The organism is Gordonia sp. HS-NH1 (assembly GCF_001418765.1).
Lineage (GTDB): Bacteria > Actinomycetota > Actinomycetes > Mycobacteriales > Mycobacteriaceae > Gordonia.
Genome location: NZ_LIYC01000006.1, coordinates 58698 through 81251 on the forward strand (window position 1 = coordinate 58698; position 22554 = coordinate 81251).

A 22554-nucleotide genomic window follows, 5' to 3' on the forward strand; every position below is an offset into this window, starting at 1 on the left:
TCGCTTCGTTTTTCGGGCGAGGCCGACATACGCGCAAGCACCATCGCTAGCATTGGTCGAATGACAGGGCCATCGATGTTGGGGCAGTGCAACTGGCCAGACCTCGATGGGCAGGTGGTCACCCTGCTGGTGCCCCTCGGCTCGGTCGAGCAACACGGTCCGCACCTACCGCTCGACACCGACACACGCATCGCGGCTGCCATCGCGGACCGCGTGTGCGGGCGATCGGACCATCCCGGACTCCTGCGGGCCCCGGACCTCAACTACGGCGCCAGCGGCGAGCACGAGGGCTTCGCCGGCACCATCTCCATCGGGCACGAGGCGCTGCGCGGGCTCCTCGTCGAATACGGCCGCAGTGCGTGCCGCTGGGCGGCGCGCGTGGTGTTCGTCAACGGGCACGGCGGAAACACCCGGACCCTGATCGAGGCGGTGACCCGTCTGCGGTACGAAGGCCGGGACGTCGCCTGGTTCCCGTGCGCCTTCGACGGCGCCGATGCGCACGCAGGTTTCACCGAAACTTCTGTGCTGCTGCATGTCTCGCCATCGGTTGTCGATCCCGACCGCGCTGTCGCGGGCAATCGGGAGCCGGTGGGCGCGCTGCTGGGTGCGATGCGGTCCGGTGGTGTCGCCGCCGTGAGTCCCAACGGTGTCCTCGGTGACCCGGGGGGCGCGAACCCCGACGACGGTGCGCGGCTGGTCGGCGACGTCACCGAACGTCTGTCGGCCGCCCTCGAGTCGTGGCAGGTCGACGATCAGGGGCGTCTGGGATGACCGCCCTCGACGACTCGGCTCCACGTCGGTGGGCCGAGAACCAGGACGCGGGCGCCGACGGCCCGGCCCCCGGCGACGACTCCGGCGCCGCCGACCGCGAGAGCGATGCGACCGCGGATGCCCCGGCGGTGACGCACACCGGTCTGCCCGACGGGTTCCAGGTGCAGATCGACCTCCGGTGCGCGAAGGCCGGTGACTTCCGCTACCTGGTCGGCGGATCGCCGACCCGACTGCTGCGCATGTCCGACACCGCACTCGGAATGACCTCCGAGGACGGACGAATCGAAGTGTGCGACAACGTGACCCGGCGTCTGGCGCGCGCCCTGCTGGACGCGGGGATCGCCAACCCCCGGCCGATGTTCGGCCCGCAGCCCGAGGACGTGACCGTCGTCATCCCGGTGCGGGACAATCAGAGTGGGGTCGACCGCCTCCTCGAGGCCCTCGATGGGCTGGCGGTCATCGTCGTCGACGACGGCTCCATGACACCCATCGAGGTGGACCGGCCGACCGCCCGGGTCCTACGCTTCGACGACAATCGTGGCCCGTCCGCGGCGCGCAACGCGGGCGCGGCGGCGGCGACAACCGACTTCGTGGCGTTCCTCGACTCCGACGTCGTGCCCGACCCGGACTGGCTCACGATCCTGCTCACGCACTTCTCCGATCCGACCGTGGGTCTCGTCGCGCCGCGGATCGTCGGACTGCAGTCCGAGGCGATGACGGCATCGCTGGCCGAGCGATACGAAAACGGCTGGTCGTCGCTGGACATGGGGCCAGAGGAGTCCGCGGTGGCGCCGTCGACCAGGACTCCGTATGTGCCCAGTGCCGCGATGGTCGTGCGGCGCAGCGCTTTCTGCGGATTCGACGAGTCATTGCGCGTCGCCGAGGACGTCGACGCCTGCTGGCGGATGCATGCCGACGGGTGGCGGATTCGGTACGACCCGGTGGCACGTGTGGCCCACGAGCACCGCACCGACCTGCGCTCGGTGCTGTCGCGCCGGTGCTTCTACGGCACCGGTGCGGCGCACCTCGCCTCCCGGCACGGTGACCGCGCGGCGCCGATGAAGATGTCGGTCCCGATGGCCGCCGCGGTCGTCGCGCTGCTGTCCCGGACCCGCTTCGGTGCCGCGCTGGCGATGATCATCCTCACCCACCTCGCGGTCCGGATGCGGCGCCGGCTCGGTGACCTGCCCTCGGCGCCGCTGGTGTCCGCGCAGATGACCGGACGGGCGGCCGGGTTCGGGTTGCTGCAGGCCGCCGATGCGATCTGCCGTCACTACTGGCCGCTGGCGTTGGTGCTCGCCCTGGTGTCGAAGCGATTCCGCGTCCTCGCCGTGCAGGTGGCGATCGTGGAGGGGGTGGTGTCCTGGGTCCGGGACCTGCTCGCCGATCCGACCAGTCCGCCCACGCTCGGCCCGCTGCGGTACATCCTCATGCACCGGCTCGACGACCTCGCCTACGGTGCCGGCCTCTGGCAGGGAGTCATCGCCCACCGAGACCCGGAAGCGTTGCGCCCGGTCATCTCTCGATGACAGCGGCCGAACGGCCGATCACCGCCGACGTCGTCATCGTCGGTGCCGGTAGCGCCGGATGCGTGCTCGCCGAGAGGCTCTCCCGCGAGCCCGGTCGCACGGTCGCCCTCCTGGAACGTGGGCCCGCGGGGCTGCCCACGCCGGCGGATCTGGACCTGCGGCGACTACCGATCGACGACGCCGCGCCGCATGCGGTCCGCCACGACACCGACCTCGGGGTGTCCGCGGCCCGGGGGTCGGCGCTCGGCGGCTCGTCGGCGGTGAACGGCGGCTACTTTCTGAGGTGGCATCGAGACGACTTCGGCTCCTGGCCGGCCGGATGGGAGCCCGACGCCATCGCCGGCGCCTACGACGAACTGGACGCCCCGACGGGCACCATGGGTGTCGGACCCGTGCCCGACAGTGAACTCGGGGACGCCGGAGGCGCTTTCGAACACTACTGGTCGGTGCGGGCGCCGGTGCGTCCGATCGCGCAGCGGTGGCCGGTGGTGGGCCTGAACCGGGTGCTCACCAACCGGAGCGGACTCGCGCGCCGCTCGGCCGCGGACGCCTATCTCGTCCCCGCTCTGTCCCGCCCCAACCTGCGGGTGGTGACCGGATGTGCGGTCGACCGCCTGGTCGCGGTCCGGGGCGCGACGGTGACGGGAGTGCGTGCGGGACCGCTGGAGGTGAGCGCAGGAGAGGTGATCCTCGCTGCGGGCACGCTCGGGACCGCGGGAATCCTGCTCCGATCAGAACTCGGGGACCTGCCGTGGCCGGACGTGGCCGGCCGCTCGGATGTGCGGTCGCTGACCGCCGGGGAACATCGGGGTCTGGCGGTGTCGTACTCGAGACGATCGCCGGCGGATGCGGGCATGGTCCTGCCGACGGTGCTGCACACCGACGAAGGCCTCGAGATGCGCTGCTACCGAGATGATTTCGCCACCTACATCCGAGGGCTTCCCGCGGGTGGGCCGATTGTCGAGGTGACCGCGATGCGGCACTCGCCGGTACGTCTCGTCGCGGAGCGCGCCGGAGTGCGGATGGCGTTCGACGAACCCGACCCGGACACGGCCACGGCACTGAGGGCCGGAGCCGCCGGGGTCGTGGAGATGCTGCAGGCGCCCGAGTTCGCCGACATCGTCGTACCGGGGAGCGTGCGGATCGCCGATCGGGCCGGGTTCTCCCAGCACGCCTGGGGGACCATGCCGATGGGGGACCGGACCGATTGGCTGGGTGGCGTCTTCGGGTTCCGTGGACTGCGGATCGTCGACGGGTCCATCCTGCCGAGCAGCGGTCGCAGTGGTCCGCACGCGACGATCATGATGATGGCGTGCCGCATCGGTGGCGTGCTCGCGCAACGGTGAGTCGACGAGGCCGAACGCTCGCGGTCCGGTCCCATCCTTATCTACGCTGAGAACATGTCTGCCCCCACGCTGTCCGATCCCGCCGTCCGCGCTTTTCTCACCGACGGCACCAAGACCGGGCACCTCGGATACACCGCCGCCGACGGACGACCGCTCGTCGTTCCGGTGTGGTTCGTGCTCGACGGTGACCGGATCGCCTTCAACACCGGTGCCACCACCGCCAAAGGCCGCGCGCTGCTTCGTGATCCACGGGTCGTGATGTCGATCGACCTGCCCGAGCCGCCCTTCGGCTTCGTGCAGGTGCAGGGCCTGGCGCGGATCACGGAGGACCTGGACGAGGTGCGTCGCATCGCGTCGCTGTGCGGGGCCCGGTACATGGGCGCCGAGCGGGCCGAGGAGTTCGGGGCGCGCAACGGCGTGCCCGGCGAGCTGGGCATCTGGATCGAGCCGAGCAAGGTCATCGCGAGCCTCGATGTCACCGCGTGAGCGCTCGCCCGCGTTCCTGACGCCGACGCTGTCCAAACAGTGCTGGGGGTTCATGATCGGGTCGGCGCTGTTCGCGCTGGGCTCGGCTCCCGGGCTGGCGCACGTGGTGGGTGCCGGGTTCGCCAACGGCTGCTACTTCGTCGGCGCGTGGTTCTTCACCGGGGCCGGGTTCATCCAGCTGGTTCGGAGCGGAACCGTGGCCGAGCTGCAGTCCTCGGCGCCGGGGTCGGTGATCCGTGCCGAATGGCTGAGCGCGGCAACGCAGTCGGTCGGCACCATCCTCTTCAACGTGTCGACCACGGGAGCACTCCTCGCACACACGATCTGGGGAGACCGGCACCTCGTCTGGACCCCCGACGCCGGCGGTTCGGTCGCCTTCCTCATCAGCGGTGCGGTCGCCTTCGTCGGGTACTCCCGCGCCACGGGGCGCCGATGGGATGTCCGCGACCGCGACTGGTGGTCGGTGCTGATCAACTGGATCGGGTGCGTGGCCTTCGGGGTGTCGGCAGTCGGGGCGTTCGTGACCAAGGGCGGCGTCACCGCCGACGCCGTGGCGGCCACAGCCGGCACGTTCGTCGGTGCGATCTGCTTCTTCCTCGCGTCGCTCGTCGTACTCCCGAAGCGGCACAACATCTCCCGCTGAGTGCGTCAGCCCGGGTTCAGTCCGGCTGCGGCGCGTCGGCGTCCGCACGTTCGTCGACGGCGCTCTGGTGGGCCGAGAGCTCCCGGTCCAGTGCCGTGTCGAGGGCGCGGTCGAGGGCGGCGTGCGCGTTCTCGGTCCCGACGCGGCGCATCACGCCCAGCAGGTTCACCGCCCAGGCCACGTCGTCGTCGTTCTCCGGCAGCCAGCCCGGGCCCTTGCGCCGGTCGACCTCGTCGTGAGCGACCGCGAGCAGGATCTCGGCCGCCTCGTTGATCTTGCCGGTGAACCGTTCGTGGACGTCGGCAAGGGTGGAGATCTGCATGCCCCGTCGTACGAGCCTGGCCAGGTTCCCGATGATGCGTTGATCGACGGCCTCGTACACCCCGTCGCGCGCGGTCTCGGCGATCACCCCGGCGCTCACCAGCGCGGCGACCTCCGCGTCGTCCAGCAGGCCGAACCGATCGTCGAGCTCGGCGCGGGTGATCTCCGGACGCGACGTACTCGACCAGTGCTCGTCGAGGATCTCGTTGAGTTCCAACGCATCCCCGATGCGAGCACCCGGATTGGTCATGAACGTGGCGATGTGTTTGAGCGTGAACCCGCTGCCGAGCAGCTTGTTGATGGCCCGCAGATTGCGAAGGTGCTTCTCGGTGTAGATGGCGACGCGTCCGCGGCGGAGCGGCTGGGGGAGCAGCCCCCGTTCCTGGTAGCCACGGATGTTCCGGGTCGTGGTGCCGGACACGCGCGCCAGGTCGTCGATCCGGTACTCTGTCATCCCCTCACTGTAACGCTGCGGCGGCCGGAGTCCGAGCCCCCTCGTGGACGAGGATCCGGTAGTCGCGCAACTCGACGCGGCGCAGCTGGCCGACATACTGCGAGGCGAACCCCGGGTACATCGTCGCGTTGAACCCGTCCTCCGTCAGGTACCAGCTCTGGCAGCCCGAATTCCACGTCGTCGAGGTCAGCCGGCGCTGGATGTCCCGGTTGTATCGGTCCTGCGCCTCCGCGCGGACGTCGAGCGCCTTCCACCCGTTGTCGAGCAGTTGGGCGACGGCCCCGGTGATGTAGTCGATCTGTGCCTCCATGTAGACCAGTGCCGAGCTGTGGCCGGGACCGGAGTTGGGACCGAACGTGAAGAACAGGTTGGGGTAGCCGGACGCGGCGACGCTGCGGTAGGCGAACGCGCCTCGCTCCCACTCCGATGCCAGCTCCCGCCCGTCGAGACCGGTGATCGGGATCGGCGTCCCGGTCTTGGAAACGTCGAACCCGGTCGCGAACACGATGCAATCGAACTGATGCTCAACACCTTCCACGGTGCGGATGCCGCGTTCGGCGAGCCGGGCGATCGGCCAGGTGACCAACTTGCAGTTGGGTCGCTGGAGGGCCGGGTAGTAGTCGCTGGTCATGAGCAGTCGCTTGCATCCCGCGGCGAAGTCCGGAGTGAGTTGCCTGCGCAGCCACGGGTCGTCGACCTGGGACCGCAGGTGCAGTTTGCTCACCGCCTCGACGACGCGGGTCAGGGGAGTGTTCCAGACGACCCCCAGTGCCACCGTCTCGTGACCCCAGAACCAGAGCGAACGCGCAAGACGCTGGGTGCCCGGAATCGAGCGATAGAGCCGTTTGGTGGCCTCGCGGGTCCGGGCGTCGGCACGGGGCAGGACCCAGCCCGGCGTGCGCTGAAAGACCTTCACCGAGGCGGCCCGGTCCACCAGCTCCGGAACGATCTGCACCGCGCTGGCCCCGGTGCCCACGACAGCGACCTTCTTCCCGGTGAAGTCATAGTCATGATCCCAACGCGCGCTGTGGATCTTGTGGCCCGCGTAGTCCTCGATGCCGGGGATGTCGGGGAACGAGGCGTTCGCGAGCGGCCCGGAGGCGAGGACGACGGCGCGTGCCCGTACCGGCTCGTGTCCCTCGGCGAAGGTGACGGTCCACAGACCTTCCTCGGCGGAGTACTCCAGCCCCGACACCGTGTGGCCGAACCGGATGTGGCGGCCGATCCCGGAGTCGTCGACCATCGAGCGGATGTAGTCGAGGATCTCGGCACTCCGCGAGTAGGTGTGTGACCACTCCGGATTGGGGGCGAAGCTGTAGGAGTACAGGCGCGACGGGATGTCGCACGCTGCCCCCGGGTAGGTGTTGTCGCGCCAGGTACCGCCGACCCGGTCGTCGCGTTCGAAGATCGCGAAGTCGTCGATCCCGCGATCCCGGAGGCGGATTCCCGCGCCGATGCCGGCGAAACCGGCGCCGATGACGGCCACCGAGGTGTGCATCGCCATCCCCTCAGGCCGTCGGCTCATAGGTCAGTTCCTGCGACCACGTCGGTGTTCGGTGGACCAGGCCGAACGGGATGCGGTCGGTCAGCTTCACCATCGAGTCGGCGAACAGGTGGTAGGGCACATTTCGCCGGTTGATCACCGCCGCGCCGTGGTACGCGACCACCTGGAACATGGGCAGACGCCGCACGTATTCACTTCGATCGCCCACTGCCCGATAGCGCTTCATCGCGCTGTAGAGCCGTTCCTCGTCGACCCCCATCGCGACGATGTTGTCGCGCATCTTGTTCAGCAACGGTACGTAGCTGAGTGCGCCGATCAGGAACGTCGGCTTCACCCATCCGCCGACGAAGTCGATCGTCCGCTTGCGCAGCCCCGCATGCCCGAGGATCTCCATGACCTCGAAGTCGACTGCCAGGTGGCGGGATTCGTCGGAGTTGATCCGCTTGAACACCTCCTGGGCCACCGGGTCCTTGACCTCGTCGGTGATGAACTTGATGAGGGCGCCGTCGAGCGCGACCTCGAGCATGGGGATCACGGTTCCCAGGAAGGACAGGGACATGTCGTCGGAGTGCCGGTCGAGCCAGTTGATCACCAACTGCACGTTCACATTCGGCGACGGGATCTCGTCACCGTCCAGCATCCCCCACCGCCGCATCAGTGCCAGTTCGGCATTGGCGTGTTTCTGCTCCTCGGCGTGGAAATGCTCGTAGATGCTCTTGAGCGTCGGGGTCGGCGCCTTCTTCGCCATCGCCGCGAAGCCCCGCGCACCGACGTTCTCGATCCACATGAGGTCACTCATGAAGGGTTTGAGCTTGGCGTGCAGGTCCGGTTCGATGAGTTCGGCCCCAGGTGCATCCCAGTCGATGTCGGCCAGAGCCCATTGACGGTCCTTGATCTTCTGCAGCATGTTGTCGAGGTCGATGGCCATGACAAGTCCTTTCGAGTGGTCGTTCGGCTGAGGTCTGACGCGTCAGGACGACGGCAGGAGACGGTTGAGGAGTCCGAGCCCGCGGACGTAGGACGCGGGGAAGTGTCGTTTGAGATGCCAGATGACCCGGGCATCCAGCTGAGGCAGGACGTACAGTCGGCCGAGATCGTGGGCATCGAGTGTCGACGTGGCCACCCCGGCCGCCGACACCCCGGTCCAGCGCATCAGCGCCCCTGCGAGATCCTGTGCGTCAGAGGTGATCCGGCCGTCCCGCGCCACGTTGGTCTTCACGAAGGTCGGGCACAACACCGTCACACCGACGCCGGAGTGTGCCAGTTCCGCCGCGAGCGTCTCGCTCAACGAGACCACGCCTGCCTTCGACACGTTGTAGGGCGCCATCACGGGCGCTGCGGCGAAACCCGCCGCCGACGCGACGTTGATGATCCCGCCGCGGCCTGCCGCGCGCAGCAGGGGTGCGAAGAGTTCGCATCCGTACACGACGCCCCAGAGGTTGATCCCGAGAGCCCAGTCCCAGTCGTCGAACCCGATGTCGCCGACCGGGCGGCCGCCGATGCCGACCCCCGCGTTGTTGATGACGAGTGTCGGCGGACCGTCGAAGGTGTCACGGGTGAACGCCACCAGTGAGCCCATCGCATTCCGGTCCGCGACGTCGCAGCCGAAGGCGTGGGCCACGCGGCCGGTCCGGCTGGTGACGAGGGACGCGGTCTCGTCGGCGCTTCTCTCGTCGATGTCGGCGCAGATGACCTCGCCTCCGCGCCGGCCGAGTTCGAGTGCGAACGCGCGACCGATGCCGCTCCCGGCGCCGGTCACGACAGCTCTGGCATTCCGCGACAACGGGTTCCGGACGAATCGGTGCCGGATGCCGTCGACCGCGGTGATCATGACGCGTCCGACACGATGCGCACAGCCGAGGTGGCCGGCGCCGGTGCGTGCCGGTCCGCCGCTCGGTCGGTCAGGAACTCGCCGACCCGCCGCAGCGCGGCGTCGGCCTCGGGGCCCAGTCGAGGGAGGGCCTGGAAGACGTGCATCATGCCCGGCCAGATCTCCAGCCGGCTGTCACCGCCGTGCGCGCGGAGTTCGTCGTGCAGGTGGCGCGCGTCGGCGCTGAGCATCTCGGCACCACCGGTCTGGACGAGAAACGGCGGAAGGTGTCGCGCCGGTGTGAAGTCGAGCGAGAGTCGTGGGTCGTCGGCGGCCGCGTCACGGGTGTAGAGGCCCACCAGGCGCGCCGCTGCCGCCGCGGTGATCGCCGGGTCCCGCCGGATACGCTCCTGATCGCGCGCCAGGCCGAAGGTGAGGTCGATGAGCGGAGAGAACAGGATGACCGCCGAGGGTTGCTCGACGTCGGCGACCGCCCGCCGGAGGGTCAGATCACAGGCCAGGTGTCCACCCGCGGAGTCGCCGGCGACGACGATGTCCCCGGGTGTGAAGCCCTGTCGGAGCAGCCAGTCGAATCCGTCGGCGACGTCGTCGGCGGCCGCGGGAAAGCGGTGCTCGGGTGCCAGTCGGTAGTCGACGACGAACACCGGCAGATCGGTGGCCAGCGACAGCCGCGCGGCGAGAGAGCGGTGCGTGCGTGCCGAACAGATCGTGAACGCGCTGCCGTGGATGTAGTAGATCGCGGCTCGCCCGCGTCGGACTCCCGGACCGAGGACCCATTCCCCGGAGATCCCGTTCTCCTCGACGTTCAGCACGGTCGTCCCGGACGGGGTACGCCCGAGCGTGCGCATGATCGCGGCGATGAGTCCACGCGAGAGGCGGATACCCAGTGGGTTCAGCGGGATCACCCCGGTGAACGTGCCCAGACCCCACCTCGTCGCGTGGGCGGTGAGCGTTGCCCGCGTGGAGGCCTCGCTCGGCAACGGGGTGGGCGTCGACATGGTGTGCATCAACTCACACCATCAGCAACTGTGCCATTTGTCAATGGCATGGTTGCTGCGGTGACGAGGTGGTGCCCGGTCGACATCACACGGACACCGACAAAAGACCGGGCCGCGCGATGTCCTCGCGCGGCCCGGTCGTTCACCTGTGCGTCAGCTGCGTGCGCTGCCCTCCGGAACGGCGGACGCGGACTCCGCGGCCACCGGGGCGTCGGGGGCGGCCTGCGTGTCGGTCACCTCGATGTCGCCGGTCATCCGCGCGATCGCCGCGCGTCCGTAGATCAGGTGCGCCGGCACGAATTTCATCCCGAGCCAGTAGAGGACCATGCCCGCAGCGGCGCCCATGAACCAGGTGAAGCTGGCCTGGTACACCGTGCCGAAGATGACGACGCTGATGGGGAGCACCGACGCGATGATGGTGGCGCCCACGGCAACCGGGTTCCAGCCGTTGCGGTACCAGTAGGTGCCCTGGGGCTCCATCGTGAACAGATCGTCGACCTCGATCCGTTGCTTCTTGATGAGGTAGAAGTCGGCGATCAGGATGCCGAACAGCGGACCGATGACCGCGCCGAGGGTGTCCATCGTGTAGTGGATGGCGGTGGGATTGTTGAAGAGATTCCACGGGGTGATCAGCACCGAGCCGACCGCGGCGATCATGCCGCCGGTCCGCCAGCTGATCTTGGTGGGCGCCACATTCGAGAAGTCGAAGGCAGGCGAGACGAAGTTCGCGACGATGTTGATGCCGATCGTGGCGATGGCGAAGGTGAGCACGCCGAGCACCGCCGCGGTGGTGTTGTCGATGCGGTCGACGATGTGGACCGGATCGGTGATGATGTTGCCGTCCTCGTCGGTACCGATCACGGTGACCGCGGCAGACACCGTGCACACCACCAGGAGTGAGAAGAAGAGGAAATTGACCGGGAGTCCCCAGAAGTTGCCCTTCTTGACCTCGCCGAAGGTGCGGCCGTAGCGCGAGAAGTCGCCGAAGTTGAGCATCGGTCCGGAGAAGTACGAGACCACGAGCGCGAACGCGCTGATCATCATCGTGATCGACGACCAGCCGGAGAGCCCGTCGCCGACCGACAGGTCGAGGCTCACGTTGTCCCACCCGGCCTCGACGACGAGGTAGGCCGCCAGCGCGATCATCACGACATACACTGCGGGACCGCAGAAGTCGATGAACTTGCGGATCGTCTCCATGCCGTTCCAGAAGACGAGGGCCTGCAGGACCCACATGAGGATGAAGCCGGCCCAGCCCAGCGCGGACAGGCCCAGGAAGCCGTGCTGCTCGACGTCGCCCCAGGGTTCGAGGCCCGGCCAGAACTTCAGCGCCAGCAGGCCGAAGGCGACCGACGCCAGGTAGGTCTGGATGCCGTACCAGACGACCGCGATCACGCCGCGGATGATCGCCGGGATGTTCGCGCCCTTGACGCCGAAGGACACCCGGGTGGTCACGGGGTAGGGGACGCCGGCCAGCTGCGAGGGCTTGGCGACCAGGTTGCACAGGAGGTTGACGGCGATGATGCCCACCAGGAGTGCGACGAGGACCTGCCACGCCGCGATGCCCAGGGCGAAGAGGCTGCCCGCGAACACGTATCCACCGACGCTGTGCACGTCGGACATCCAGAAGGCGAAGATGTTGTACCACGTCCACTTCTGTTCTTTCAGTGGCGCGAGATCGGTGTTGGTGAGCCGGTCGTCATACGTGGACTTGATGACGCTCTCGCCGGCGGCGCCGGAGTGGGACGCAACCGACGGGGCCGCAGGCGACGGCCCGGGGTTCCCGGTGGGCGGTGTGGACATGGGTGCTCCTGGTCTTCCGATCAGCGGTGGGGGTCGGATGTCGTGCTGGCGCGCTGATGGGAAGAATGTAGGAACGCTTTGTTACCCCACGATGAACGGGCAGATATATTCCGCCGGGGATGTCCCGGGTGTGTCAGTCGTGGCGGACGTCGAGGAGTGCGGCGGTCTCGATGACGGCGCTCTCGAGGCGCTGGTGATGACGACGGGCGACGTCGAGGACCGACGCGGTGTCACGGTCGGCGAACGCCGCGAGCAGATCGGCGTGGTCGGTGTTGAGTGCGTTCTGGGTGTCGGCTGTCACCGATCTCATCACCTGGAACGGTTCGGTGAGGTTCCAGGTCGCCTCGAACATGTTGAGCAGGCGTGGCATCGCGCACGGCGCGGTCAGCGCGCGGTGGAACTCCCGGGAGATGTCGTGAAACGCCTTGCCGTCGTTGAACTTCACCGCGGCCAGCAATTCCGCGTGACGGGCGCGGGCGGTCTGCAACGACGACTCGTCGATGAGGCCGACCGATCGGGCGAGCGCGGCCTGTTCCAGGGTGCCACGGACGAAGTAGATCTCGCGCAGCTCCTCGGTGGACAGTTGACTCACGCGATATCCGACCCCCTGCCGGTGGACCACGAGGCCCTCGCCGACAAGGGTTTTCAGCGCCTCGCGGACCGGGATCGGGCTGACGTCGAAAGCGTCGGCGATCTCGCCGGGTGGGAGCTGGGTGCCAGGCGGCGCGCCGCCGGACAGGATCAGCCGACGCAGCTCCTCCAGCACGTTCGCACGTGCGTTGCCGGTGCGCGTCTCGGCGAGCTGATCCAGCAACCGGTCGGTCATGCGCCGGTTCATCGCGACGATCCGGGGCGGGACGGGTGGCGGGCGATCCAGTCGGCCACCGCCTCGGTGAGCCGATGCTGATTGTGTCGCTTGACGATCTCGTGACCTTCGTCGTCGAACATCAGCATCTCGGCCACCGCCCCGCGTGCCTGGAGTTCGGCGACGATCTGCTGCGACTCGCTCACCGGGACGTTGGTGTCGTGCGCCCCGTGGACGACGAGCAGTGGCGCGCGGACCGCGTCGATCCGGTGGATCGGCGAGAGGTCGGCGAGAAGTTCCCGGTCGGACTCGGGGTGCCCGTACTTGGTGTAGGCCGCGACCGCGATCCACGGTTCGGTGTTGCGGAAGAACGATTCGAGGTCACTCATGCCGCAGATCGCGATCCCGGCGGCGAACAGCTCGGGGTGGAACGTGAGGCACGCCAGCGTGAGATAGCCGCCGTAGGAACGACCCGAGCAGTACACCGCATCGGGGTCGGCGATTCCCTGCCGGCACAGGAACTCCGCGCAGTCCGCGGCGTCGTTGATCCCGGCGTACCGCCCGTATCGGTCGTCGGCATGGGCGAACAGCCGGCCGTATCCCGACGACCCGCGGACGTTCGCGGCGAAGACCGTGATCCCGGCGTCGACGAGTGGGCCGAACAGGAACTGGTAATCCGGTCGCGACTGCCCCTCGGGGCCGCCGTGGAAGTACAGGAGGGTGGGACCCGGCGTCACCGAACCCGTCTTGTCTCGCGCTCGGAACAGGAAGCCGGACAGCGGCATACCGTCGCGCGCGGAGAACTCGAGGAGTTCGGGCCGGAGCAGGCACGAGGGTCCCTCACCCGTGATGACGTCGTCGCGGACGGGATACACGGCCCGGTTGGCGACATCGACGAGGTGGACCAGGGGGGAATGTTGGGGACTCGACACCGTCACGGTCACCACCGAACCCGCCGCACTGATGGAGAGGTCGGAGGCCACCTCGCCGGGCAGGTCGATGGGTGGGTGGAGGGTCTGATCGGGCAGGGTCATGATCTGCAGCTCGCTGCGCCCCTGGACATTCCACAGCAGCGCGACGGTCGACTGGTCGTGGCTGACCGCGAACTCGTCGAGTCCGATGTCGACGCGCTGGGCCATCACCCGGAACCGCACCCCGAACTTGCTGACCTCGACACCGAGGAGTCGTGGGAACTTGGCGTCGAAGTCGCTGCGCACCAGCGCTTGGACGCTGTCGAGGTCGCGTGTCGGTTCGTTCGGGGCGTGCACGAAGACCAGTGAGGAGTGGTCGAAACCCTGATCGAGGACGTAGCCCTGATCGGTGACCGCGCCTGGATCCTGCGGTAGGAGAGGGGTCATCGAGATCTCGTCGTCGCCCGAGTCGGGCTGACGGCGCAGCAGCAACATGTCGTGGTAACCGCGCGGACCGACCCGGACGAGGGTGGCGCCCTTCCACGAGTCGATGAGCACACTGCCGACGCGCTGATCCAGGGTGAGTGTCGTCGCGGTTCCCGGATGGACGCGTAGGGCGTGGGAGGTGCCGTCGGTGTCGATGGCCGTGATGAGAACCCAATCGGTGTCCCATCCGACGAGACCCACGGTGCCGAACGAGCGGCCGTCGGGCCGCGTCGCCGCGATGCGGTGGGCGGTGTCGTCGTCGGGATCTGTCGTGACGACCCAGACCTGGTGGTGCTCGCCGCCGCTGGGGGCGATCTCCACGGCCAGCCAGCGACCGTCGGTCGAGTGCACCACCTTCCGGACGGGCCCGGTGGACCGCAGCTTGACCCACCGCAACTCGCCGACACCGTCCCGGGAGAGCGAGCGCTGCGCGGCCCGTGGATACCCCGTCCCCTCGTCGACGATGTAGGCGAACGCGCTCCCGTCAGGCGAGAGCGAGGCGCCGTAGGTCTTCCATCCGCGGTCGTCGAAACGCAGCGAGGTCACCGTCGTGCGTTCGCTTCCATGGTCTGCAACCACATCTCGAGGAGCGCGACCTGCCACAGCTCGTTGCCGTCGAGCCTGGTGCGAATCCCGTTGGGGTCGGCGAAGAGTCGATCGAGCGCCGCCGGCCGGTACAACCCGCGGTCGCGGGCGGCCTTGGATCGCAGCGTGTCCGAGACGAGGTCGAGGACACCGCCGGTGAGGTGGCGGATCCCCGGCACCGGGAAGTAACCCTTCGTGCGGTCGATGACGGCCGACGGCAGCAGCGCCCGGCTCGCCTCCTTGAGCACGCCCTTGCCGCCGTGCGCGAGCTTGAGATCGGGGGGACAGGTGGCGGCCAGTTCGACGAACTCGTGATCGAGAAACGGGACGCGGGCTTCGAGTCCCCACGCCATCGTCATCGTGTCGACGCGCTTCACCGGGTCGTCGACGAGCATGACGGTGGTGTCGAGGCGAAGCGCCGCGTCGACGGCGGTCGCGGCGCCCGGTGCGGACTGATGGGCCGAGGCGAACTCGAAGCTGGGGTCGTAACCGGCCTCGGGGAGATAGTCGTCGGCGAGGATGCCGCGGATGTCGACGTCGTCGCGGTCGAAGAAGACGTCGGCATAGGCGCGCGTCGTCTTCTCGCGGGTCACGTCGAGCAGTGGGGGATACCAGCTGTACCCGCCGAGGATCTCGTCGGCGCCCTGCCCGGACTGGACGACCTTGATGGACTTGCTGACCTCCTGCGAGAGGAGATAGAACGCGACGCAGTCGTGGCTGACCATCGGTTCACCCATGGCCGCGACCGTGTCCGGGATCGCGGGCAACAACCGGTCGGTCCCGATGTGGATCTTGTGGTGGTCGGTGCCGAAGGTGTCTGCGATGAGATCGGAATAGGCGTACTCGTCTCCCGATTCTCCGGCCGCGGAGTCGAATCCGATGCTGAAGGTGGCGAGGTCGGTCTGGCCCTGTTCGGCGAGCAGGGCGACGACGAGTGAGGAGTCGACGCCGCCGGACAGCAGCACCCCGACGGGTACGTCGGCGACCATGCGCCTGCGCACCGAGGTCCGCAGCGAGTCGAGCAGCTCGTGCTGCCACCGCTTCTCGTCCCAGTCCCGGCGGTCGGGGTGCGGCTCGAACGCCGGTTCCCAGTAGCGGCGTTCGGTACGCCGGCCGTCGGGCCGGATCGTCAGAACCGTCGCGGGCGGGAGCTTTCGGATGCCGTTGTAGATCGTGTGGGGCGCCGGCACGACGGCGTGGAAGCTGAAGTAATGGTGCAGCGCCACGCGATCGATCGAGGTGTCGACGTCACCGGCGCGCAGCAGCGCCTGCACCGACGAGGCGAACCGGAGGCGCCCGGGGGTGTCGGCGAGGTAGAGCGGCTTGATGCCGAGCCGGTCGCGGCCGAGAGTGACCACGCCGGTGTCGGTGTCGACGATCGCGAAGGCGAACATGCCCATGAAGTGGTCGACGCAATCGGGACCCCAGGCGTGGAACGCCTTGAGGATGACCTCGCTGTCGGCGTGGGAGAAGAAGGTGTAACCCTTGCCCTCCAGTTCGGCGCGCAGTTCGTGGTGGTTGTAGATGCAGCCGTTGAACACCAGGGCGAGGCCGAGCGTCGGGTCGATCATCGGCTGACTGCCCTTCTCGGTCAGGTCGATGATCTTCAGGCGCCGATGGCCCAGCGCGACAGAACCTTTCGAGAAGACGCCGGAGCCGTCGGGGCCTCGGCGGGTCATCTCGCAGGTCATGGCATCGACAGCCGAGACATCCGGGGCCGTGCCGTCGAACCGGATCTCACCGCAGATTCCGCACATGGGTCGCTGGTCCTCCTCGTCGCTGCCGCACTCCGATGCCACTGGTGCTCTGGCGCACCGGGCGGAGGCATCCTCCCACCCTAGGAGGCCGGGGGCCCGACGGCACCCCGGGCGGGGGCCGCTACTTCGGGGTCACCCACGTGGTGATGTCGCAGTGCACGACCTCCACGCCCCTGGTGTCGACGATGCTCACCGACACGGTGACGTCGGTGCCGGCGGTGATGGCATCGAAGTCGACGGGCTCGGCGAGCCGCGCCTCGGCGGTCAAGCGCGTCGTCGCCTTGGTCAGGTAGCTCGTCTGCATCGCCTTGGGTATCCAGCGATGGGACGTCGGTGTGGTGGCCTCCATCAGCATCCCCATCGCGGCCTCGGCGAGATTGCAGGCGGCGATCGCGTGGAAGGTGCCGATGTGGTTGTGGACACCGAACCAGTTGGGCGCGGTGACCTTGCAGTAGCCGGGTTCCATCTCCTGGACGAGCGGTAGGACGGTGCCGAAGTAGGGGACCTTCGCGACCATCCCGAGGGAGAACAGAACGTTCCCGAGAGGATTGGCCGGCAGCCTCTTGCGCAGGGCGAAGGTGGGGTTCGTCGAACTCATGCCGGTATCTTACTCATGAGTCAGTTCATTCCCCGGTGTCGGCGTCCGGCGTGGATTTGATCGTGCTCCCGACCTGATGCATACTGTTCGGGTTGCCTTGACCGGCGGACGCAGGTTGTGCCGTGTGCCAGCCCAGCGGTCGCGGACAGGTGAATGACTCCCAGGCCCGGTCTACGGGGACTGGGCGTGTAACGCGTGCGCCGATATCGGTTCACGGTCCCGACACGCCCGACCGCGGGTGCCGGAGCAACCAGGCTCGTACAGGTACGAGCCAACGTACAACGACAGATGAACAGCGTCGATTGCCGTATCTCACACGGTGGTCATGTGCTCAGCCGGCGAGAGCTCGGTCCGGATCACGCGGTGTTTGTCTGTCGAGAACAACTGACGGAAGAGGACACAGCGTGGCGGGACAAAAGATCCGCATCAGGCTCAAGGCCTACGACCACGAGGCGATCGACGCTTCGGCGCGCAAGATCGTGGAGACCGTGACCCGTACCGGGGCACGCGTCGTCGGCCCGGTGCCATTGCCCACCGAGAAGAACGTGTACTGCGTCATCCGTTCGCCGCACAAGTACAAGGACAGCCGCGAACATTTCGAGATGCGTACCCACAAGCGACTCATCGACATCCTCGACCCGACACCGAAGACGGTCGACGCGCTGATGCGCATCGACCTCCCGGCCAGCGTCGACGTCAACATCCAGTAGGACGGGGGCGAGATAAATCATGAGCAATCAGAGTTCGACCAAGGGGATCCTGGGCACCAAGCTCGGCATGACCCAGGTCTTCGACGAGAACAACCGCGTCGTCCCGGTCACTGTCATCCAGGCCGGCCCGAACGTGATCACCCAGCTCCGCAGCGCGGACCGTGACGGCTACACCGCCGTCCAGCTCGCCTACGGCGCGATCGATCCCCGCAAGGTGACCAAGCCGGTCGCCGGCCAGTACCGCAAGGCCGGGGTCACCCCGCGCCGCCACCTGGCCGAGATCCGCGTCAACGACATCAGCGAGTTCGAGGTCGGTCAGGAACTGACCGCCGAGATCTTCGCCGACGGCGCGCTGGTCGACGTCACCGGCACCTCGAAGGGCAAGGGTTTCGCCGGCGTCATGAAGCGCCACGGCTTCGCCGGTCTGGGCGCCAGCCACGGTGCCCACCGCGTGCACCGCGCACCGGGCTCGATCGGTGGCTGCGCCACCCCGGGTCGTGTGTTCAAGGGCATGCGCATGGCAGGCCGCATGGGTAACGACAAGGTGACCACGCAGAACCTCACCGTCCACAAGGTGGACGCCGAGGCCGGTCTCCTGCTGATCAAGGGAGCGATCCCGGGTCGCAAGGGCGGCATCGTGATGGTTCGCGACGCAGTGAAGGGTGGTGCCAAGTGAGCACCGAGACCGCTACGAAGCTGACGCTGGACGTCAAGACCGCCGACGGCAAGACCAACGGAACCGTTGACCTGCCCGCCGCACTCTTCGACGCCCCGGCCAACATCGCGCTGATGCACCAGGTCGTCGTGGCCCAGCAGGCCGCGGCACGCCAGGGCACGCACTCCACCAAGACCCGCGGCGAGGTCCGCGGCGGTGGCGCCAAGCCGTACCGCCAGAAGGGCACCGGCCGTGCGCGTCAGGGCTCGAACCGCGCGCCGCAGTTCACCGGTGGTGGCACCGTCCACGGCCCGCAGCCGCGCGACTACAGCCAGCGCACACCGAAGAAGATGAAGGCGGCCGCCCTGCGCGGTGCGCTGAGCGACCGCGCTCGCAACGAGCGCATCCACGTGATCACCGAACTGGTCTCGGGGCAGCAGCCCTCGACCAAGTCGGCGCGCCAGTTCCTGGAGAGCCTCTCCGATCGTCGCAAGTTCCTGGTCGTCCTCGGCCGCGAGGACCTGACGGCGTGGCTGAGCGTGGCGAACCTGCAGAACGTGCTGCCGATCGCGCCGGATCAGCTCAACACCTACGACGTCCTCGACTCGGACGAGGTGGTGTTCAGCGTCGAGACGCTCAATGCCTTCATCGAGCAGAACACGGCGGATGCCAAGGCTGCCGTCGAGAAGACAGCAGAGGAGGCCTGACATGTCGACCATTGCCGACCCGCGCGACATCATCCTGGCGCCCGTGATCTCGGAGAAGTCCTACGGGCTCATGGAGGACAACGTGTACACCTTCCTGGTGCACCCGGAGTCCAACAAGACCGAGATCAAGATCGCGATCGAGAAGATCTTCGGCGTCAGTGTTGCCAGCGTCAACACCGCGAACCGACAGGGCAAGCGCAAGCGGACCCGCTCCGGCTACGGCCAGCGCAAGTCCACCAAGCGCGCCGTCGTGTCGCTGACCGCAGACAGCAAGCCCATCGAGATCTTCGGGGGCTCGGTCAGCTGACCGGGGCCTTCGAGAAGGACTAGAGACTCATGGCTATTCGTAAGTACAAGCCGACGACCCCGGGTCGTCGTGGGGCCAGCGGCTCCGACTTCGCCGAGGTCACCCGTGACCACCCGGAGAAGTCGCTGGTGCGTCCGCTGCACGGGCGTGGTGGCCGAAACGCTCACGGCCGCATCACCACTCGTCACAAGGGTGGCGGCCACAAGCGTGCCTACCGTCTGATCGACTTCCGTCGTAACGACAAGGACGGCATCAACGCCAAGGTCGCTCACATCGAGTACGACCCGAACCGCACCGCGCGGATCGCGTTGCTGCACTACGTCGACGGCGAGAAGCGCTACATCATCGCGCCCAAGGGCCTGAAGCAGGGCGACGTCGTCGAGAGCGGCTCGACCGCCGACATCAAGCCCGGCAACAACCTGCCGCTGCGCAACATCCCGACCGGTACCCAGGTCCACGCCGTGGAGCTGCGCCCGGGCGGCGGCGCGAAGATGGCCCGCAGTGCGGGTTCGTCGATCCAGCTGCTGGGCAAGGAAGGCAGCTACGCCACCCTGCGTATGCCCTCCGGCGAGATCCGTCGCGTCGACGTGCGCTGCCGCGCCACCGTCGGCGAGGTGGGCAACGCCGAGCAGAGCAACATCAACTGGGGCAAGGCCGGCCGTATGCGCTGGAAGGGCAAGCGCCCGACCGTCCGCGGTGTCGTGATGAACCCCGTCGACCACCCGCACGGTGGTGGTGAGGGCAAGACCTCCGGTGGTCGCCACCCGGTCAGCCCGTGGGGTAAGCCCGAGGGCCGCACCCGCAAGAACAAGGCCAGCGACAAGCTGATCGTCCGTCGCCGTCGTACCGGCAAGAACAAGCGATAACAGGAGGAGGTAAGAGAATGCCACGCAGCCTCAAGAAGGGCCCGTTCGTCGACGACCACCTCCTGAAGAAGGTGGATGTCCAGAACGAGAAGGGCACCAAGCAGGTCATCAAGACCTGGTCCCGTCGTTCGACCATCATTCCCGACTTCATCGGTCACACCTTTGCCGTCCACGACGGACGCAAGCACGTGCCGGTGTTCATCTCGGATTCGATGGTCGGGCACAAGCTGGGCGAGTTCGCCCCCACCCGTACCTTCAAGGGTCACATCAAGGATGACCGGAAAGCGAAGCGCCGGTAATGACTACGCAGACCGATAATCCGACAGCAAAGGCGACCGCCAAGTTCGTGCGCGTCACGCCGATGAAGGCTCGTCGTGTCCTGGACCTGGTCCGCGGCAAGAACGTGGACGAGGCCCTCGACATCCTGCGGTTCGCCCCGCAGTCGGCGTCCGAGCCCGTGTACAAGGTCCTGGCAAGTGCCGTCGCCAACGCGGAGAACAACCTGGATCTGGATCGCCGGACCCTGGTCGTCGCCACCGCGTTCGCCGATGAGGGTCCGACCCTCAAGCGCTTCCAGCCGCGCGCACAGGGTCGCGCGTTCCGTATCCGCAAGCGCACCAGCCACATCACCGTGGTCGTGGAGAGCTTGCCGGAGAAGGCAGCCGGCGGCCGTGGCCGTTCGCGTCAGCCGAAGAAGAAGGGAGCCTAGACAGTGGGCCAGAAAATCAACCCGCACGGCTTCCGTCTGGGCATCACCACCGACTGGAAGTCGCGGTGGTACGCCGACAAGCAGTACGCGGACTACGTCAAAGAGGATGTCGCCATCCGCAAGCTCCTCTCCACGGGGCTCGAGCGGGCCGGCATCGCGAAGGTGGAGATCGAACGCACCCGTGACCGGGTTCGCGTCGACATCCACACCGCGCGTCCGGGCATCGTCATCGGACGCCGTGGCGCCGAGGCCGATCGCATCCGCGGCGATCTGGAGAAGCTGACCGGCAAGCAGGTCCAGCTGAACATCCTCGAGGTCAAGAACGCCGAGTCCGAGGCCCAGCTGGTGGCCCAGGGCGTCGCCGAGCAGCTGAGCAACCGTGTGGCGTTCCGCCGCGCGATGCGCAAAGCGATCCAGTCGGCGATGCGTCAGCCGAACGTGAAGGGCATCCGGGTCCAGTGCTCGGGTCGTCTGGGCGGCGCAGAGATGAGCCGCAGTGAGTTCTACCGCGAGGGTCGCGTGCCGCTGCACACGCTGCGCGCCGACATCGACTACGGACTCTACGAAGCCAAGACCACCTTCGGCCGGATCGGCGTGAAGGTGTGGATCTACAAGGGCGACATCGTCGGTGGACGTCGTGAGCTGGCCGCGGCCGCTCCGGCGGCCGAGGATCGCCGTCCGCGCCGGCCCAGCCGGCCCCGGCGTAGCGGTGCCTCGGGCACCACTGCGACGAGCACCGACGCCGCTCGCGCGGCCGAGGCCGCTCCCGCCGAGGCCACCGCTGGTGCGGCTGAGAAGCAGGAGGGCTAGGCCATGTTGATCCCCCGTCGGGTCAAGCACCGCAAGCAGCACCACCCCAGCCTCAAGGGGCAGGCCAAGGGCGGCACCAAGGTGACGTTCGGCGATTACGGCATCCAGGCTCTGGAAGGCGCGTACATCACCAACCGTCAGATCGAGTCCGCTCGTATCGCGATCAACCGGCACATCAAGCGTGGCGGCAAGGTCTGGATCAACATCTTCCCGGACCGCCCGCTGACCAAGAAGCCGGCCGAAACCCGCATGGGTTCGGGTAAGGGTTCGCCCGAGTGGTGGGTCGCCCCGGTCAAGCCGGGTCGCGTGCTGTTCGAGATGACCTACCCGAATGAGGAGATCGCTCGCGAGGCCCTGCGTCGCGCGCAGCACAAGCTCCCCATCAAGACCAGGATCGTGACCAGAGAGGAGCAGTTCTGATGGCACTCGGAGTTGCTGCGAACGAGCTTCGTGAGCTCAACGACGCTGATCTGGTCGATCGCCTGAAAGAGTCGAAGGAAGAACTGTTCAACCTTCGGTTCCAGATGGCCACCGGCCAGCTCGACAACAACCGTCGCCTGCGGACCGTGCGTCGCGAGATCGCGCGTATCTACACCGTGATGCGTGAGCGGGAGCTGGGCCTGGCGTCCGGACCGGATGGTGATGACGCATGAGTGAGGACCAGAAGGTGACCGAAACCCAGACCGAGGAGCGCGCACGCCGCAAGGAGCGCATCGGCTACGTGGTCAGCGACAAGATGCAGAAGACCATCGTGGTCGAGCTGGAAGATCGTAAGAGCCACAAGCTCTACGGCAAGATCATCCGGACCACGAGCAAGGTCAAGGCCCACGACGAGAACGGCGATGCCGGCGTCGGCGACCGTGTGCGGATCATGGAGACCCGCCCGCTGTCGGCGACCAAGCACTGGCGTCTCGTCGAGGTGCTGGAGAAGGCCAAGTAGGCCCTCTCCCAACGAGATCTAC

26 protein-coding genes are annotated in these 22554 nt (G+C 67.7%); 16 read left to right on the top strand and 10 right to left on the bottom strand.

The window, feature by feature from the left end; translation table 11 throughout:
* Positions 1-75 precede the first annotated feature (75 nt).
* Genes mftE through AMD30_RS06890 form a run of 5 tightly spaced genes read left to right on the top strand, consistent with a single transcriptional unit; the run spans position 76 to position 4775 of the window.
* On the top strand, positions 76-771 hold the full coding sequence (mftE, locus tag AMD30_RS06870; protein WP_010842285.1) for a mycofactocin biosynthesis peptidyl-dipeptidase MftE: 696 nt from the start codon (positions 76-78) through the stop codon (positions 769-771).
* The gene (gene mftF / locus AMD30_RS06875) at positions 768-2300 is read left to right on the top strand and encodes a mycofactocin biosynthesis glycosyltransferase MftF (protein ID WP_010842284.1); all 1533 of its coding nucleotides are present in this window, start codon (positions 768-770) and stop codon (positions 2298-2300) included. The genes mftE and mftF overlap by 4 nt, the downstream gene beginning before the upstream one ends.
* Positions 2297-3646, top strand: a complete 1350-nt coding sequence (gene mftG, locus AMD30_RS06880) for a mycofactocin system GMC family oxidoreductase MftG (protein ID WP_010842283.1) — start codon at positions 2297-2299, stop codon at positions 3644-3646. Before mftF ends, mftG begins: the two co-directional genes overlap by 4 nt.
* Positions 3647-3700: 54 nt before the next feature.
* The gene (locus AMD30_RS06885) at positions 3701-4132 is read left to right on the top strand and encodes a PPOX class F420-dependent oxidoreductase (RefSeq protein WP_010842282.1); all 432 of its coding nucleotides are present in this window, start codon (positions 3701-3703) and stop codon (positions 4130-4132) included.
* Entirely contained in the window at positions 4119-4775 is a 657-nt protein-coding gene (locus AMD30_RS06890) for a hypothetical protein (RefSeq protein WP_010842281.1), read from the top strand. Before AMD30_RS06885 ends, AMD30_RS06890 begins: the two co-directional genes overlap by 14 nt.
* A 16-nt stretch (positions 4776-4791) precedes the next feature.
* On the opposite strand, the gene AMD30_RS06895 is transcribed toward AMD30_RS06890, so the two are convergent.
* The 10 genes from AMD30_RS06895 to AMD30_RS06940 all read right to left on the bottom strand — a co-directional run bounded on the left by AMD30_RS06895 (position 4792) and on the right by AMD30_RS06940 (position 16828).
* The gene (locus AMD30_RS06895; RefSeq protein WP_010842280.1) at positions 4792-5550 is read right to left on the bottom strand and encodes a MerR family transcriptional regulator; all 759 of its coding nucleotides are present in this window, start codon (positions 5548-5550) and stop codon (positions 4792-4794) included.
* A 4-nt stretch (positions 5551-5554) separates the two neighbouring features.
* Positions 5555-7048, bottom strand: coding sequence for a flavin-containing monooxygenase (locus AMD30_RS06900; protein WP_035717198.1), 1494 nt, complete (start codon positions 7046-7048; stop codon positions 5555-5557).
* Between the two features lie 10 nt (positions 7049-7058).
* Positions 7059-7982, bottom strand: a complete 924-nt coding sequence (locus AMD30_RS06905; RefSeq protein ID WP_014927862.1) for a hypothetical protein — start codon at positions 7980-7982, stop codon at positions 7059-7061.
* 42 nt (positions 7983-8024) lie between these two features.
* A complete protein-coding gene (locus tag AMD30_RS06910; protein ID WP_010842277.1) occupies positions 8025-8885 on the bottom strand; it encodes an SDR family NAD(P)-dependent oxidoreductase in 861 nt (286 codons plus the stop codon).
* On the bottom strand, positions 8882-9892 hold the full coding sequence (locus tag AMD30_RS06915; protein ID WP_010842276.1) for an alpha/beta hydrolase: 1011 nt from the start codon (positions 9890-9892) through the stop codon (positions 8882-8884). Before AMD30_RS06915 ends, AMD30_RS06910 begins: the two co-directional genes overlap by 4 nt.
* A gap of 144 nt (positions 9893-10036) precedes the next feature.
* Positions 10037-11686: an NCS1 family nucleobase:cation symporter-1 gene (locus AMD30_RS06920; RefSeq protein WP_010842275.1), complete on the bottom strand. Its 1650-nt coding sequence runs from the start codon at positions 11684-11686 to the stop codon at positions 10037-10039.
* Positions 11687-11819: 133 nt separating this feature from the next.
* Positions 11820-12512 (bottom strand): GntR family transcriptional regulator, encoded by a 693-nt coding sequence (locus AMD30_RS06925; protein WP_010842274.1) that lies wholly within the window; start codon positions 12510-12512, stop codon positions 11820-11822.
* Between the two features lie 8 nt (positions 12513-12520).
* Positions 12521-14434 carry a S9 family peptidase gene (locus AMD30_RS06930; RefSeq protein ID WP_010842273.1) on the bottom strand — a complete coding sequence of 638 codons (1914 nt, stop codon included), beginning with the start codon at positions 14432-14434 and terminating at the stop codon, positions 12521-12523.
* A complete protein-coding gene (locus AMD30_RS06935) occupies positions 14431-16230 on the bottom strand; it encodes an N-acetylglutaminylglutamine amidotransferase (protein WP_010842272.1) in 1800 nt (599 codons plus the stop codon). Before AMD30_RS06935 ends, AMD30_RS06930 begins: the two co-directional genes overlap by 4 nt.
* Before the next feature lie 121 nt (positions 16231-16351).
* Positions 16352-16828 carry a hotdog fold domain-containing protein gene (locus tag AMD30_RS06940; RefSeq protein ID WP_010842271.1) on the bottom strand — a complete coding sequence of 159 codons (477 nt, stop codon included), beginning with the start codon at positions 16826-16828 and terminating at the stop codon, positions 16352-16354.
* A gap of 404 nt (positions 16829-17232) precedes the next feature.
* On the opposite strand from AMD30_RS06940, the gene rpsJ reads away from it, so the two are divergent.
* Genes rpsJ through rpsQ form a run of 11 tightly spaced genes read left to right on the top strand, consistent with a single transcriptional unit; the run spans position 17233 to position 22532 of the window.
* Entirely contained in the window at positions 17233-17538 is a 306-nt protein-coding gene (gene rpsJ, locus AMD30_RS06945) for a 30S ribosomal protein S10 (protein ID WP_003938093.1), read from the top strand.
* 19 nt (positions 17539-17557) lie between these two features.
* Positions 17558-18214 (top strand): 50S ribosomal protein L3, encoded by a 657-nt coding sequence (gene rplC, locus AMD30_RS06950; RefSeq protein ID WP_010842270.1) that lies wholly within the window; start codon positions 17558-17560, stop codon positions 18212-18214.
* On the top strand, positions 18211-18900 hold the full coding sequence (rplD, locus tag AMD30_RS06955) for a 50S ribosomal protein L4 (protein ID WP_010842269.1): 690 nt from the start codon (positions 18211-18213) through the stop codon (positions 18898-18900). The genes rplC and rplD overlap by 4 nt, the downstream gene beginning before the upstream one ends.
* A gap of 1 nt (position 18901) precedes the next feature.
* Complete coding sequence (gene rplW, locus AMD30_RS06960) at positions 18902-19207, top strand: 50S ribosomal protein L23 (RefSeq protein ID WP_055475147.1); 306 nt, start codon at positions 18902-18904, stop codon at positions 19205-19207.
* Positions 19208-19236: 29 nt separating this feature from the next.
* Complete coding sequence (rplB, locus tag AMD30_RS06965; RefSeq protein WP_010842267.1) at positions 19237-20073, top strand: 50S ribosomal protein L2; 837 nt, start codon at positions 19237-19239, stop codon at positions 20071-20073.
* 17 nt (positions 20074-20090) lie between these two features.
* Positions 20091-20372 (top strand): 30S ribosomal protein S19, encoded by a 282-nt coding sequence (gene rpsS, locus AMD30_RS06970; protein WP_004020551.1) that lies wholly within the window; start codon positions 20091-20093, stop codon positions 20370-20372.
* Positions 20372-20782: a 50S ribosomal protein L22 gene (gene rplV / locus AMD30_RS06975; RefSeq protein ID WP_004020550.1), complete on the top strand. Its 411-nt coding sequence runs from the start codon at positions 20372-20374 to the stop codon at positions 20780-20782. Before rpsS ends, rplV begins: the two co-directional genes overlap by 1 nt.
* 3 nt (positions 20783-20785) lie before the next feature.
* Positions 20786-21592, top strand: coding sequence for a 30S ribosomal protein S3 (rpsC, locus tag AMD30_RS06980; RefSeq protein ID WP_004020549.1), 807 nt, complete (start codon positions 20786-20788; stop codon positions 21590-21592).
* A 3-nt stretch (positions 21593-21595) separates the two neighbouring features.
* Entirely contained in the window at positions 21596-22012 is a 417-nt protein-coding gene (gene rplP, locus AMD30_RS06985) for a 50S ribosomal protein L16 (RefSeq protein ID WP_004020548.1), read from the top strand.
* Positions 22012-22245 carry a 50S ribosomal protein L29 gene (rpmC, locus tag AMD30_RS06990; RefSeq protein WP_004020547.1) on the top strand — a complete coding sequence of 78 codons (234 nt, stop codon included), beginning with the start codon at positions 22012-22014 and terminating at the stop codon, positions 22243-22245. The genes rplP and rpmC overlap by 1 nt, the downstream gene beginning before the upstream one ends.
* A complete protein-coding gene (gene rpsQ / locus AMD30_RS06995; RefSeq protein ID WP_004020546.1) occupies positions 22242-22532 on the top strand; it encodes a 30S ribosomal protein S17 in 291 nt (96 codons plus the stop codon). The genes rpmC and rpsQ overlap by 4 nt, the downstream gene beginning before the upstream one ends.
* The last annotated feature ends 22 nt before the right edge of the window (positions 22533-22554 follow it).